At 55.2% G+C, this 13,328-nt stretch carries 15 protein-coding genes; 6 read left to right on the forward strand and 9 right to left on the reverse strand.

The window, feature by feature from the left end; translation table 11 throughout:
- Positions 1-4: 4 nt before the first annotated feature.
- The 3 genes from AAC636_RS01890 to AAC636_RS01900 form a co-directional block, all read right to left on the reverse strand.
- Positions 5-1,309 carry a UDP-glucose dehydrogenase family protein gene (locus tag AAC636_RS01890; RefSeq protein WP_340300202.1) on the reverse strand — a complete coding sequence of 435 codons (1,305 nt, stop codon included), beginning with the start codon at positions 1,307-1,309 and terminating at the stop codon, positions 5-7.
- A gap of 37 nt (positions 1,310-1,346) precedes the next feature.
- Positions 1,347-2,366, reverse strand: a complete 1,020-nt coding sequence (locus AAC636_RS01895; RefSeq protein ID WP_340300203.1) for an NAD-dependent epimerase/dehydratase family protein — start codon at positions 2,364-2,366, stop codon at positions 1,347-1,349.
- A gap of 81 nt (positions 2,367-2,447) precedes the next feature.
- Positions 2,448-3,020 (reverse strand): DNA-3-methyladenine glycosylase I, encoded by a 573-nt coding sequence (locus tag AAC636_RS01900; protein WP_340300204.1) that lies wholly within the window; start codon positions 3,018-3,020, stop codon positions 2,448-2,450.
- A 72-nt stretch (positions 3,021-3,092) separates the two neighbouring features.
- Between AAC636_RS01900 and AAC636_RS01905 the strand changes: the two genes are divergently transcribed.
- The 4 genes from AAC636_RS01905 (at position 3,093) to phbB (ending at position 6,159) form a co-directional block, all read left to right on the forward strand.
- Positions 3,093-3,341 (forward strand): hypothetical protein, encoded by a 249-nt coding sequence (locus AAC636_RS01905; protein WP_340300205.1) that lies wholly within the window; start codon positions 3,093-3,095, stop codon positions 3,339-3,341.
- 21 nt (positions 3,342-3,362) lie between these two features.
- Entirely contained in the window at positions 3,363-3,851 is a 489-nt protein-coding gene (locus AAC636_RS01910; RefSeq protein ID WP_340301067.1) for an EAL domain-containing protein, read from the forward strand.
- A 267-nt stretch (positions 3,852-4,118) separates the two neighbouring features.
- The gene (locus AAC636_RS01915) at positions 4,119-5,294 is read left to right on the forward strand and encodes an acetyl-CoA C-acetyltransferase (RefSeq protein WP_340300206.1); all 1,176 of its coding nucleotides are present in this window, start codon (positions 4,119-4,121) and stop codon (positions 5,292-5,294) included.
- Positions 5,295-5,436: 142 nt separating this feature from the next.
- Positions 5,437-6,159 (forward strand): acetoacetyl-CoA reductase, encoded by a 723-nt coding sequence (gene phbB / locus AAC636_RS01920; protein ID WP_340262303.1) that lies wholly within the window; start codon positions 5,437-5,439, stop codon positions 6,157-6,159.
- 58 nt (positions 6,160-6,217) lie between these two features.
- On the opposite strand, the gene AAC636_RS01925 is transcribed toward phbB, so the two are convergent.
- From AAC636_RS01925 to AAC636_RS01935, 3 genes are all read right to left on the reverse strand, one after another.
- Entirely contained in the window at positions 6,218-6,382 is a 165-nt protein-coding gene (locus AAC636_RS01925) for a YdcH family protein (protein WP_340244221.1), read from the reverse strand.
- Positions 6,383-6,498: 116 nt separating this feature from the next.
- On the reverse strand, positions 6,499-7,266 hold the full coding sequence (locus tag AAC636_RS01930) for a tRNA1(Val) (adenine(37)-N6)-methyltransferase (RefSeq protein WP_340300207.1): 768 nt from the start codon (positions 7,264-7,266) through the stop codon (positions 6,499-6,501).
- Entirely contained in the window at positions 7,263-7,478 is a 216-nt protein-coding gene (locus AAC636_RS01935; RefSeq protein WP_317656846.1) for a putative signal transducing protein, read from the reverse strand. The genes AAC636_RS01930 and AAC636_RS01935 overlap by 4 nt, the downstream gene beginning before the upstream one ends.
- 68 nt (positions 7,479-7,546) lie before the next feature.
- Between AAC636_RS01935 and AAC636_RS01940 the strand changes: the two genes are divergently transcribed.
- A complete protein-coding gene (locus AAC636_RS01940) occupies positions 7,547-8,548 on the forward strand; it encodes a polyprenyl synthetase family protein (RefSeq protein ID WP_340300208.1) in 1,002 nt (333 codons plus the stop codon).
- 3 nt (positions 8,549-8,551) lie between these two features.
- Here AAC636_RS01940 and AAC636_RS01945 read toward each other — a convergent pair whose 3' ends face one another.
- The 3 genes from AAC636_RS01945 to AAC636_RS01955 all read right to left on the reverse strand — a co-directional run bounded on the left by AAC636_RS01945 (position 8,552) and on the right by AAC636_RS01955 (position 12,827).
- Positions 8,552-9,376 (reverse strand): 4-(cytidine 5'-diphospho)-2-C-methyl-D-erythritol kinase, encoded by an 825-nt coding sequence (locus tag AAC636_RS01945; protein WP_340300209.1) that lies wholly within the window; start codon positions 9,374-9,376, stop codon positions 8,552-8,554.
- Entirely contained in the window at positions 9,373-11,064 is a 1,692-nt protein-coding gene (locus AAC636_RS01950) for a tetratricopeptide repeat protein (protein ID WP_340300210.1), read from the reverse strand. The genes AAC636_RS01945 and AAC636_RS01950 overlap by 4 nt, the downstream gene beginning before the upstream one ends.
- Before the next feature lie 110 nt (positions 11,065-11,174).
- Positions 11,175-12,827: an electron transfer flavoprotein-ubiquinone oxidoreductase gene (locus AAC636_RS01955; RefSeq protein ID WP_340300211.1), complete on the reverse strand. Its 1,653-nt coding sequence runs from the start codon at positions 12,825-12,827 to the stop codon at positions 11,175-11,177.
- A gap of 181 nt (positions 12,828-13,008) precedes the next feature.
- Here AAC636_RS01955 and AAC636_RS01960 point away from each other — a divergent pair, with 181 nt between their 5' ends.
- Positions 13,009-13,326, forward strand: a complete 318-nt coding sequence (locus tag AAC636_RS01960; RefSeq protein WP_340253046.1) for a DUF2834 domain-containing protein — start codon at positions 13,009-13,011, stop codon at positions 13,324-13,326.
- Positions 13,327-13,328 lie beyond the last annotated feature (2 nt).

Raw genomic sequence — 13,328 nt, forward strand, 5'->3', positions numbered from 1 at the left:
ACCCTTAGCGTCCTATCGCGTCATAGGTGGCAAAGCCTGCGCTTAGCGCATCTTGGCGGCTGTATATATTGCGCAAATCGGCCATGCGCGCCTGCGCCATGCCCTTGGACAATCGGGTTAAATCCAGCGCGCGGAACTCGTTCCACTCGGTTAGGATCACCAAAAGATCGGCGGCTTCCGCAGCGGTATAGGGGTCATCGCACCATGTCACATTTGGCAACAGATGTTCCCCTTCGCGGCGGCCTTGCGGGTCGACCACACGCACGGTCGCGCCACCGCCCACAATAGCGGGCACAATGGTAAGCGAAGGCGCATCGCGCATATCATCGGTGTTTGGCTTGAAGGTTACGCCCAGCACAGCGATTTTCTTGCCATTGAAGCTGCCATCGCACAGATCACGCAGTTTTTCGATCATGCGCAATTTAACTGCGTCATTCACTCGGATCACTGTTTCCACAATCTGTTGGGGGGCTGCAAAATCCTGACCGATCCGCGCCAAGGCTTGGGTGTCCTTGGGAAAACAAGACCCACCATACCCTGGCCCTGCATGTAGAAACTTATTTCCAATGCGCCCATCAAGCCCCATACCTTTTGAGACTTCCTTCACATCTGCGCCGACTTTTTCGCAAAGCGCGGCGATTTCATTGATGAAGGTGATCTTGGTCGCAAGAAAGGCATTGGCCGCGTATTTGATCATTTCCGCCGATTCCAAATCGGTGGTCACGATTGGAAAATCGCGCAGATACAGGGGGCGATAAATCTCGGCCATAACCTTGGCTGCGCGCTCTGATTGCACGCCAACCACAACGCGGTCTGGCTTCATGAAATCGTCAATTGCGGCCCCTTCCCGAAGAAACTCGGGGTTTGAGGCAACATCAAACTCCGCCTTTGGATTGGCCTGTGCCACAACCTCTTGCACCTTGCGGTTGGTGCCAACAGGCACAGTCGATTTCGTCACCACCACGGCGTAGCCTGTTAGCGCGCGCCCGACTTCTTCGGCGGCGGCCATGACATAGGTGAGATCAGCATGGCCATCGCCCCGCCGCGTGGGCGTGCCAACAGCAATAAACACAGCATCTGCCCCATCCACAGCTTGCGCCAAATCCGTTGTAAAGGACAGCCGCCCCGCCTCGACATTGCGGGCCATCAAATCCTCAAGGCCAGGCTCATAAATTGGAACCTCACCCTTATTCAGTTTAGCAATTTTTTCTGGGGCTTTGTCGACACAGATCACCTCATGCCCAAAATCCGAGAAGCAGACCCCGGAAACCAAGCCAACATAGCCTGTGCCAATCATCGCAATCCGCATGGTTTAATGTCCTTTTTTGGCCAATCTTGTTCTCGTCCTAGCATCGATAATAATCGCGATACCAGTCCACAAACGCGGCAACCCCGTCTTGCACTGCGGTTTGTGGCTTGTAGCCTGTTAAGCGCATCAAAAGGCTCGCATCAGCCCACGTGGCAGGCACATCGCCTGCTTGCATATCCATGAAATTCTTTTGCGCCTCGATCCCAAGACGCGCTTCTATGGCGGCGATGAATTCCATCAAAGGCACTGATTGTGAATTTCCGATATTCACAATGCGATGGGGCGCAACAGGTGAAAGGCTATCGCCTTCAGCAATCTCAGTAGCCGCGTTGGGGCGGGTCGGGATGGCATCAATCAGACGCATAATCCCATCAACCAAATCAGTGACATAGGTAAAATCACGGCCCATCTCGCCATGGTTGTAGACATCAATTGGCTTACCTTCGAGGATCGCCTTGGTGAATTTGAACAGCGCCATATCAGGCCTGCCCCATGGGCCGTAGACCGTGAAAAACCGAAACAATGTGGTGGGGATGTCAAAGAGATGGGCATAGGAATGCGCCATCACTTCGTTGGATTTCTTGGTTGCCGCATAGAAAGACATCTGTGTGTCGCATTTTTGCGTTTCGGCATAGGGCATCGTCTCGTTCGCGCCATAGGCGGAGGAGGTCGAGGCGATCAGTAAATGTGCGGGCTTGTGATGGCGCGCGGCCTCAAGCACGCGGAAGGTTCCGATCAAATTGGCTTCGACATAGCTTTCGGGGTTGTCGATGGAATAACGCACCCCCGCTTGCGCAGCGAGGTGGATCACCGCGTCAGGATGGAAATCGGCCATGAGCCCATCCATGACACCCGCACCCTCAACCTGATCATGCACAACGTGGAAATTGGGCGACTGGTTCAGCATCGCCTCGCGGCGTTCTTTGAGGGTGACATCATAGTAATCGGTCATGGCATCTAGGCCCAGAACCTCCCACCCATCGGCCAATAGACGCTGCGACAGGTGAAACCCGATAAAACCAGAAGAACCTGTTACCAAAGCGCGCCGTGTGGCCATGTCATGTCCTCGATTGTCGTTTGGGTTTCCCTAACAGGGAAAGCCTTGAACCTCCAAGAGACAAATCCGCGCTTTTGGGGGCTATGTGATATTTAGCGCAAAGGCACAGGTTGCAAAATGGTCATTCACAAGCCCACTGGCTTGCATAAAGGCATAAACTGTTGTGGGGCCGCAGAATTTGAACCCTGCCTGATTTAGGGCCTTGGACAGCGCCGCAGAGGTTGCGGTTTGTGCTGGAACATCACCAAGGGTTTGGGGGCGGTTTATCTGCGGGGTGTGATCCACAAAACCCCAGATAAATTTTGAAAAGCCAACCTCAGCCTCAAGTTTGAGATAGGCCTGTGCATTTGTAAGGGTGGCCTCAATTTTACCGCGGTGGCGAATGATGCCTTGATCTTGCATCAATCGCTCAATATCCGCTGCACCCCATTTGGCAAGTGCATGGGGATCAAACCCTGCAAAAGCAGCGCGAAAATTCTCGCGCTTTCGCAGGATCGTGATCCAACTTAGGCCTGCTTGGAACCCTTCAAGACACAAGTTTTCAAACAGCCCGCGGCTGTCATAGAGGGGCCGCCCCCATTCTTGGTCGTGATAGGCGATATAGTCGGGATCGCCCAAACACCATGTGCAGCGAATTATCGTTTGATCATCCATAATCTGCCCTTTTGTTCACCTCACATTAAGAGTTGGCACGGCACATCTACAAGGCAGCAATTGGAGATAACCATGACCGTGCCGCGCAGTGATTTTGCAAATCCTGATTTGGCCAGCCCTTTCGCGGTTGCCATGACCGATATGCGGCGCGGGGCAATCGCCCTAGTCGAAGGGGCTTTGAGGCGGGGGGATGTCGCCTTGGCATTTCAGCCGATTATGCGGGCCCATGGGAAAGGCCCTGCCTTTTACGAGGGGTTGGTGCGCTTATTTGATGAGGCGGGGCGGCTGATCCCCGCCCGCGATTTTATCATGGAGGTTTAGGCCACAGAACTTGGCCGCAGGCTGGATTGCGCGGCCCTTGCGATGGGGCTTGCAGCGATACATGAAGCGCCGCATCTGCGTCTTGCGGTGAATATGTCAGCCCGCTCTATCGGCTATGCGCCGTTTCATAAAATTCTGGCCGCTCATATTGCTGCCCATCCGCAAGATTTGGAACGTTTGATCCTTGAGATCACTGAGACAAGCGCGATGCAGATGCCTGAATTGGTGACGCCGTTTATGCGGGATCTGCACGCGAAGGGGGTCAGCTTTGCCTTGGATGATTTTGGGGCAGGGAATACTGCCTTGCGCTATTTGCGGGACTTCTCGTTTGATATTCTGAAGGTTGATGCGCAATTCGTGGCGCATGTCGCCGATGATCCCGACAATCAGGTTTTATGTTCTGCGATCCAATCCGTGGCACGCCATTTTGATATGCTGATTGTGGCGGAAGGGATTGAGAACCCTGCCGATGCCGATTGGCTGTCGCGGGCGGGCTTTGATGGGTTGTAAGGATATGTATATGCCGTGCCCAGTTTGGAAAAGCCGTGGCTGAAGGAAACCGCCCCTATTCACCCCTCTATTGCTGCGCCACGGCGGGTGCGCCCTGGGTCGCGTTAATCTGTCAATTGCGCAGATGTCTAGCAAGCGCGACAACAAAGTCTGTTGTCGGTTGAGCGATGAAGGCCTATCACTAGAACCGGAGGAAAGAATTTCGGCCCCGCGGCCCTCTCCTCTCCGCCACGGGGTCGGCAGGGATAGGTCAGGAAAGGACGTCTAATGACCAACGTGGTGATTGTTTCTGCTGCACGCACAGCGGTAGGTAGTTTTCTGGGATCATTCGCAAATACGCCTGCCCATGAACTTGGGCGCGTTGTGCTTGAGGCCATTGTGGCCCGTGCAGGGATTGATAAATCCGAAGTGTCCGAGACAATTTTGGGGCAAGTTTTGACAGCGGCACAAGGTCAGAACCCCGCGCGTCAGGCGCATATTAATGCGGGTTTCCCACAGGAAGCGGCCGCATGGAGCATCAATCAGGTCTGCGGTTCGGGCCTGCGTTCAGTCGCAATTGGGGCACAGCACATCATGCTGGGTGACGCTGCAATCGTTGCCGCTGGTGGTCAAGAAAATATGTCGATGAGCCCCCATGCAGCCTGCCTGCGTCAGGGCCAGAAAATGGGTGATTTGGCCTATATCGACACAATGATTCGTGATGGTTTGTGGGACGCGTTTAATGGCTATCACATGGGCCAGACCGCCGAGAATGTCGCCAATCAATGGCAAATCAGCCGCGAGGCTCAGGACGAATTTGCGGCTGCGAGCCAGAACAAGGCTGAGGCGGCGCAAAAGGCAGGTAAATTCGTGGATGAGATCACCCCTGTTACGCTGAAAACGCGTAAGGGTGAAACCGTTGTCGATAGCGATGAATATATCCGCCATGGCGCAACAGTCGAAGCGATGGCAGGCTTGCGTCCCGCATTTGCAAAGGACGGCTCTGTGACAGCGGGCAATGCCTCGGGCCTCAATGATGGCGCTGCCGCGGTGTTGTTGATGTCAGAAGAAGAAGCGCAGAAGCGCGGTCTAACCCCATTGGCGCGCATTGCCTCTTATGCCACTGCAGGTCTTGACCCTTCGATCATGGGTGTTGGCCCGATCTATGCGTCACGTAAGGCATTGGACAAAGCGGGGTGGGCTGCTGCTGATCTTGATTTGGTTGAAGCCAACGAAGCCTTTGCTGCGCAGGCCTGCGCTGTGAACAAGGATATGGGGTGGAACCCTGATATTGTGAACGTGAATGGCGGCGCGATTGCCATTGGCCACCCGATTGGTGCGTCTGGCTGTCGTATCCTGAACACGCTTTTGTTCGAAATGCAGCGCCGTGATGCGAAAAAAGGTCTGGCGACCTTGTGCATCGGCGGCGGCATGGGTGTGGCCATGTGCCTTGAACGCCCCTGAGGTAACTTATTGGGGTATTTCGCAAGGGGCGCTTTCGGGCGCCCCTTTTTGCATCCGCAAAATCATATGCGAAACAATGTTGCGCGCGCAGCATATCCATCGTAACAGCGTTACACAGACCTAGGCCTGATCGGAGGAAGATATGGCAAGAGTAGCATTAGTGACAGGTGGCAGCCGCGGCATTGGAGAGGCAATTTCCAAGCGTTTAAAGGCCGAAGGCTATGAGGTTGCTGCAACCTATGCGGGCAATGATGAGAAAGCTGCGGAATTCACCAAGGCCACAGGCATCAAAACCTATAAATGGAATGTTGGCTCTTACGAAGATTCCGCTGCGGGTATCGCCAAGGTTGAGGCTGATCTTGGCCCAATTGATGTTGTTGTCGCCAATGCGGGTATCACCCGCGATGCGCCTTTCCACAAAATGACGCCCGAACAATGGCATGAGGTGATCGACACTAACCTGACGGGTGTGTTCAACACGGTTCATCCGATTTGGCCTGGAATGCGCGAGCGCAAATTTGGCCGTGTCATTGTGATCTCTTCGATCAATGGCCAAAAGGGCCAGTTCGGCCAAGTGAATTACGCCGCGACCAAGGCGGGAGATTTGGGGATTGTGAAATCGCTGGCCCAAGAAGGCGCGCGCGCAGGCATTACGGCCAACGCGATTTGCCCCGGCTATATTGCAACCGAAATGGTTATGGCGATCCCTGAAGAGGTGCGCGCGAAAATCGTTGCAGGCATCCCAGCGGGTCGCTTGGGTGAACCTGACGAAATCGCCCGCTGCGTGACCTTCCTTGCATCTGATGATGCAGGGTTCATCAACGGGTCTACCATCTCTGCCAATGGGGCGCAGTTCTTCGTGTAATCACGAAGCTGATGAAAAAACCGCCCCTCACTCTGGTGGGGGGCGGTTTTCTTTTGGCTCAGCCGTTTAGGCGGGCAATTTCTTCTTTGATTTTAAGCTTTTGCTTTTTCAGCTCGCGGATTTCTGATCCATCCATGCTTGGACTTCGTTGCGCTTCTTCCACGCGTTTGGAGAGGGTTTCGTGCTTCTTCTTGAGTTGCTGCAAATGTCCGTTCAGTGACATGGTCAAATCTCCTCTCGTTGATGTTCGACAGGATCAGTGCACCACGGATTTTGAGTCGTGTCACGCATTCCCTTCATAAAACTGTCATGATGCGCGGCAGTTTGCCGATGCTGGTCTTATGGCCAGTTGATCGCCGCACCTTGGCGCAGAACAGCGCGGGCGGCATCCGAATAGTCATCGCCATCCTTTTCATGGGCCGCGCCCGCATGAATGATGAAGGGCGGGCAGAGGGTGGCAGGTGTTTTCGCCAATTTGCGCGCGCGGATCACCACGCGCTTTGCGGTTTGCCCCGCGCGGGATTGCAGGGGCAAAATGGAAATCGCGCCAAATTTCTCGGCCTGAAGGGCCGCCAATATTTCTGGCAGACGTTCAGCGATGTGGATGAGGGTCAGCCATCCTTGTGGCTTTAGGCGTTTTTTTGCGCAACTGATCCAGTTGTTTAACCCTGTTTCCTCGCGCCGTGCTGCTTCACGCCCTGCATCCTTGGCCTCTGTTCCATCCCCTGTCGCGAAAAAAGGCGGGTTGGCCATGACATGATCAAAAGTTTCAGTGAGATGCCGTGACAGGGTGGTTAAATCCGCAACCACGACCTCTAAGGGAAGGGCGGCATTGTCGGCATTGCGCCGTGCAAGCTGCGCATAGTTTTCCTGCCGCTCAACCCCGACCATGCGTAAGTCAGCAACACGCTTTCCCAAGGCTAGGCTGGCTGTGCCAACCCCGCAGCCCAATTCCAACACCGATTGACCCGCGCGCGCCGGACAGGCTGCCGCCAAAAAGATCGGGTCTGTGGCGGCGCGATAGCCTGTGCTTGGCTGGTAGATCTGAAGCGCGCCATCCAAAAAACCATCGCAGGTCAGATCATCGTCCGAGAAAGGCACGCTCATGGGCTGACCTCTAAACCATTATCGCGCAATGCGATGCGCGCCATGTGCAAATCCTGCCGCCGCACCATCAATCGGCGCGGCAATATGCCAATGGAGCCTTCAAGCAGGCTCATATTTACGTCAAACTCGAACACCTCTATACCCTCGCCAGATAAGATGACGGAGGCAAAGGCGATGACCGTTGGATCGTTGCTGCGCAGAACTTCATGCATCAGGTTGATTTAGGCCCCCCGATCGCGTCTGTCGAGAGAGGCTGCGGGTCACGGGAGAAAGAGAATTCATGTCGCTAGACCATGCCAGTGCAAAACCGCATGAGCGTTTGGCCGCCCATCTTGAGGCGGAAATGGGCGCTGTGGATCAGTTGATCCGTGAACGCATGGCTTCGCGGCACGCGCCACGCATTCCCGAGATGACGGCACATTTGATTGATGCAGGCGGAAAGCGTATTCGCCCGATGCTGACTTTGGCGGCGGCCAATCTGTGCGGATACGAAGGCGAGGGCCATATTAAATTGGCCGCGACCGTAGAGTTTATCCACACGGCTACGCTCTTGCATGATGATGTGGTCGATGAAAGCAACCAGCGCCGTGGTCGTCCGACTGCGAATTTGCTTTGGGATAATAAATCTTCGGTCTTGGTCGGCGATTATCTATTTGCGCGCGCATTTCAGTTGATGGTCGAGCCGCAAAATTTGGATGTTTTGGAAATTCTCTCCAATGCGGCGGCAACGATTGCGGAGGGCGAGGTTCTGCAGATGACCGCCGCGATGGATATCACCACCAGTGAGGACACCTATATGCAGGTGATCCGCGGCAAGACTGCCGCCCTGTTTCAGGCGGCCACCGAGTCGGGCGCCGTTCTGGCGGGGCGCGGTGATGCAGATCGTGAGGCCCTTGCCCAATATGGCGATGCGTTGGGCGTTTCCTTCCAGATCGTTGATGATCTTTTGGATTGGGGCGGTGCTTCGGGGGCCATGGGCAAGAATACGGGCGATGATTTCCGTGAGCGGAAAATGACCCTGCCCGTCATTCGTGCGATTGCTAAGGCCGATGCAACCGAGCGTGAATTCTGGGCGCGCACGATTGGACGCGGGGATCAGGGCGAAGGGGATTTGGAACAGGCCTTTGCCATTTTGACCCGCCATGGTGCGCTTGAAGAAACCCGCGTTGAGGCCTTGCGGTTTGCGGATCACGCAAAGACATCTTTGGCCGGCCTTCCTGATCATCCCTTGCGCGATATGATGCGCGACTTAGCGGATTATGTGGTTGCGCGGATCGCGTAATCCTTAACGAAGAACTGCACCCGTTTTGACCCACCAGTGCGGCTTGTTGGCCGCGAGGTCTGCGGCGGCCTTTTCAGCGGCAACCGCGCTGTCATAAAGGGCAAAGCAGGTGCTGCCTGATCCGCTCATACGGGCCATACGCATATCTTTGGTGCGGCGCAGTTCTGCAAAAACAGTGCCAATCTCTGGGCAAAGGGCGATGGCGGGGTCTTGTAGATCATTGCGTTGCGCGGCGATCCAAGTCCAAAAATCATCATGCCATGCCGACAGTGCGGGATTGGTCTTGGTGGTCAGCGCGGCAAATACAGATGGTGTGGCCAGTGGCAGATTGGGATTGACCAAAACCGCCCAAAGTGGCGGCAGCGTGGGCGCGGCGGTGATTTCATCGCCAATGCCGCGCATATAAACGGGCGCAGTTTCAAGGCACACTGGCACATCTGCGCCCAAAGATAGAATCCCATCGCGCGGGGGCAGATCGCATCCCCATAGGTCTGCAAGCCCCTGCAAAGTGGCTGCCGCATCGGCAGACCCACCGCCAATACCTGCGCCATGGGGCAGGTTTTTGACCAGATGGATTGCAGCACCTTGGCCCTTTATGCGCGGGAAAAGACCCGCCGCTTTCAGCACCAAATTACGCTGATCGGTGGGCACACCCTCGGCAAAAGGGCCTGAAACTGTGAGGGTAACTTCCTCTGCTGGGCTGATTTCAAGGTAATCTGCCACCTCAACAAAGCACACAAGCGAGTCGAGTAAGTGATACCCATCCGCCCTTTGGCCCACCACATGCAAAGCCAGATTGAGCTTGGCGCGTGCGGGGCGCAGGGTCATTTCCCTTCGACCTCGCGTTGCTGAACCGCATCCAGACCGAGCTCAAGTTTCAGTCTGATCCGCTCAGCATCTTCTTCGATCGGTTCAAAGGACAGCGCGCGTTCCCATTGGAACCGCGCCTCGCGTTGACGGCCAACCTTCCAATACACATCGCCCAGATGATCATTGACGATCGGGTCAGTGGGCAGCAATTCTACCGCGCGTTCCATTGGCGCGACTGCCTCCTGATAGCGACCAAGGCGGAAATAGACCCAAGCAAGGCTGTCTACGATATAGCCAGACTCGGGTTCTAGCGCGACCGCACGTTCGATCATCGTCAACGCCTCGTCTAGATTGCGGCGTTGTTCTACCAAAGAATAGCCTAAGTAATTCAACACGGACGCTTGGTCAGGGCTTAGGCGCAGCGCCTTACGGAAATCTGCTTCGGCTGCATCCCAATCATCGGTTTGTTCATAGCAAATCCCGCGCGCATAAAACAGGAACCAGAACCTTGGATCTTCTTGATCAATCAGCTCTACCGCTTGGCTATAGGCCGCTGCGGCCTCGGTGAACCGCTCGTCACGGCGCAGCAAATCGCCAAGCTGTGCATGAACGGCAAAGGGCTGTGGCTCTGCGGCAATCAGGTCTTGCAGGGTTGTGATCGCTTCATCACTGCGGCCTGTGCGTGCAAAGGCATCAGAACGGCCAATCGTTGCCTCAAGGGCTAAGGGGTGATCTGCAGGCACGGCACCATAGATCTCAACCGCCAGCTCGAACTGGCCCGTTTCCACCAACAGATCACCGCTTAAAAGCGCGGCCTCCAGATAATTGGGGTCAATGTGATAGGCCGCTCGTGCGTAAATCAGCGGCAGGGTCGGCCCGCTCTCGCGCCCTAAGGCCTCGGCCAATGTGAAGAAAACCTCCGCCAAACCTTGCTGCGGGGTGACGACAAAATCATAGCTGCGGGTTGGATTGGTCGCGATGTCATCCCGCAGGGCCGCAAGGCTGAGATCACGATTTTGGGACAAGATGCCGTCCAACATCGCCACAGCGTCATCCGCGCGGTCAAGTTGCACCAAGGTTTGCGCATAGGCCCGCAGGATGCGTGATCCTGCTGCGCCCAGATTGAATTCCACGCCCTCATAAATCTGTGCGGCACCCTCAAAATCGCCGACCGCACCACGGGCGAGGGCCAAGTGGTAATAGGCGAGATCGGCAAGTCCCTGATCCCCCGCAAGCCCATTAAAACTGTCGCTTGCGAGATCCATTTGGCCCTGTGCAAGGTAAAGCCAGCCCGCAATCAGATCGTCCACCAATAGACCCGCGCCCCGCTCAGCACGGATGCGGGTGAATGCGGCCTCAACATCGCCGCTCTGCAAAAGGTCGACCAAGATCGCCAAATCTGCCAATTCACGGCTTGGATTGTCGTCCTTTATGGTGGTTGAAATCTCGGCGGCTCGTGACCAATCCCCCAAGGCCGCATGGGAAAGGATCGCATTGATGGCCAAATCCCCATTCGTGCGATCTAAGGCTAGTAATTGATCCAGATAATTCGCTGCAACCCGATAGTTGCTTTCGTTCAGCGCATGGCGCGCAGCGAGATAGGCCCCCGCGCTTGTGTCACGGTTCACAATCTGCGCCTCGGCCTTGTGTATTTGCCCGCCGAAAGACAGGGCAAGGATCAAGGCTGAGGCTGTCAGGTGACGCATAGGGTGGCTCCCGTCTATATGTGACTGAGATTAGGGGCTTGATCGGATGAAAACAATGGCGCGACACCCGATAAAGATGCCGCGCCCTGCTGACTTAATCCGATTTTCAATCACATATTCGGGTAATTTGGCCCATCCCCACCTTGCGGTGTGACCCAAGTGATATTTTGCGAGGGGTCTTTGATGTCGCATGTTTTGCAATGCACGCAGTTTTGGAAATTGATCACAAAGCGCGCGTCTTTACCCGCTTCCTCCACAACTTCGTAAACCCCTGCGGGGCAGTAGCGTTGTGCAGGTTCGGCATATTTGGGCAGATTAATTGAAATCGGCACCGAGGCATCCGCAAGACGCAGATGCGCGGGTTGGCTTTCTTCGTGATTGGTCATTGAGAAACTGACATTGGTCAGGCGGTCAAAGGACAAAACCCCATCTGGTTTTGGATAATCGATTGGCGCGAAATCCTTGGCTTTGCCCGTTGCGGCGGCATCGGTTTTGCCGTGACGCATTGTGCCAAAAAGATTGAACCCCGTCAGGTTCGCAACCCACATGTCCAAACCACCAAAGCTCAGGCCGCCCAAAAGGCCAAATTTTGACCAGAGCGGTTTGACGTTGCGCACGCGCTTTAGGTCTTTGCCAATCGGGCCATCGGTGAGTGCCGTGGCGTAATCGTCCAGCCTGTCACTTGAGCGGCCCGCCTTGATCGCGCTATGCGCCGCTTCGGCGGCCGCAATGCCCGAGAGCATTGCGTTATGGTTGCCCTTGATACGCGGCACGTTCACAAGGCCCACGCCACAGCCCAAAATCGCAACACCTGGCGCGACAGGGTTTGGCATAGATTGATAGCCGCCTTCGGAAATCGCGCGCGCGCCATAGGCAACACGTTTTCCACCCTTCAACAACTCAGCAATCATCGGATGATGTTTGAAGCGTTGGAATTCCATGTAGGGGTAGAGATGCGGGTTCTCATAGTTCAAATGCACCACGAAACCCACATAAACTTGATTGTTATCAAGATGATATACAAAGCTGCCGCCGCCTGCATTATTCCCAAGCGGCCAACCCATCGTATGGGTCACAGTCCCCTCGCGGTGCTTAGCGGGGTCAATTTCCCAAATCTCTTTCATCCCAAGGCCGAATTTCTGCGGTTCTTTGCCCTCGGAAAGGGCGAATTTTGAAATGACCTCTTTGGTCAGCGAGCCGCGCACGCCTTCGCCCAAGAAGACATATTTGCCGTGCAGTTCCATACCCGGTTCAAAGCCGTCTGAAGGGGTGCCATCCGCATTCAGACCAAACACGCCCGCAACGACCCCTTTAACAGACCCGTCATCCGCATAAACCAATTCAGAACAGGCCATGCCCGGGAAAATCTCAACGCCCAAGCCTTCGGCCTGCTCGGCCAACCAACGGCAGACATTGCCCATCGAAACGATGTAATTGCCGTGATTGTTCATCAAGGGTGGCATCAGCATATTGGGCAGACGAATGCCGCCCGCTTCGCCGAGCATGTAGAAATTATCTTCGCGCACAGGCACGGTAACAGGCGCACCTTTGGCTTTCCAATCAGGGATCAGCGCGTCAAGCCCTGCGGGGTCAAGCACCGCACCTGACAGAATATGCGCCCCAACCTCTGACCCTTTTTCAAGCACGACCACACTGAGATCGGGGTCAAGTTGCTTGAGACGGATCGCGGCAGATAGGCCTGATGGGCCTGCGCCAACGATGACGACATCATATTCTACGGATTCGCGTTCTATATCCGCCATGGGTCTCGTTCCTTCCGACAGTCGGGTGGTCTGGGCGTAAATTGTCAGGAACAGGTAGCGCGATCTGGGTCAGGGGGTCAATTGATACGCGACAATATATTGTCGCGTTACGACTGAATAATTTGCAAAACTTGCGCGCGTGCTATCTGCTGCGCAGAAGATGGGCAAAAGGGGAAGCCGAATGTCGAAACTGCGAATGATCTACCTAGGCTTTGCTATTTTGGGAACGATTTTGCCAATGCAATATTTCCTGCCTTGGTTGGCCGCGAATGACTGGTCGATTATGGCGATGGTGGATGCGTGGCACGCCAATGATGCTTCATCGGGCTTGGTCTGGGATTTGACCATTGCCGCTGTCACCCTGACCGTTTGGATATTGGTTGAGGGGATTGCGCGGCGCGATTGGGTGTCGCTTTTGGCAATCCCCGCTATTTACGGGATCGGGGTCAGCTGCGGCCTGCCGCTTTATTTGTTCTTGCGCTCCCGCCACGAAGTCTGAGG

This window comes from Roseobacter sp. HKCCD5988 (assembly GCF_037830355.1).
Taxonomy (GTDB): Bacteria; Pseudomonadota; Alphaproteobacteria; order Rhodobacterales; family Rhodobacteraceae; genus M30B80.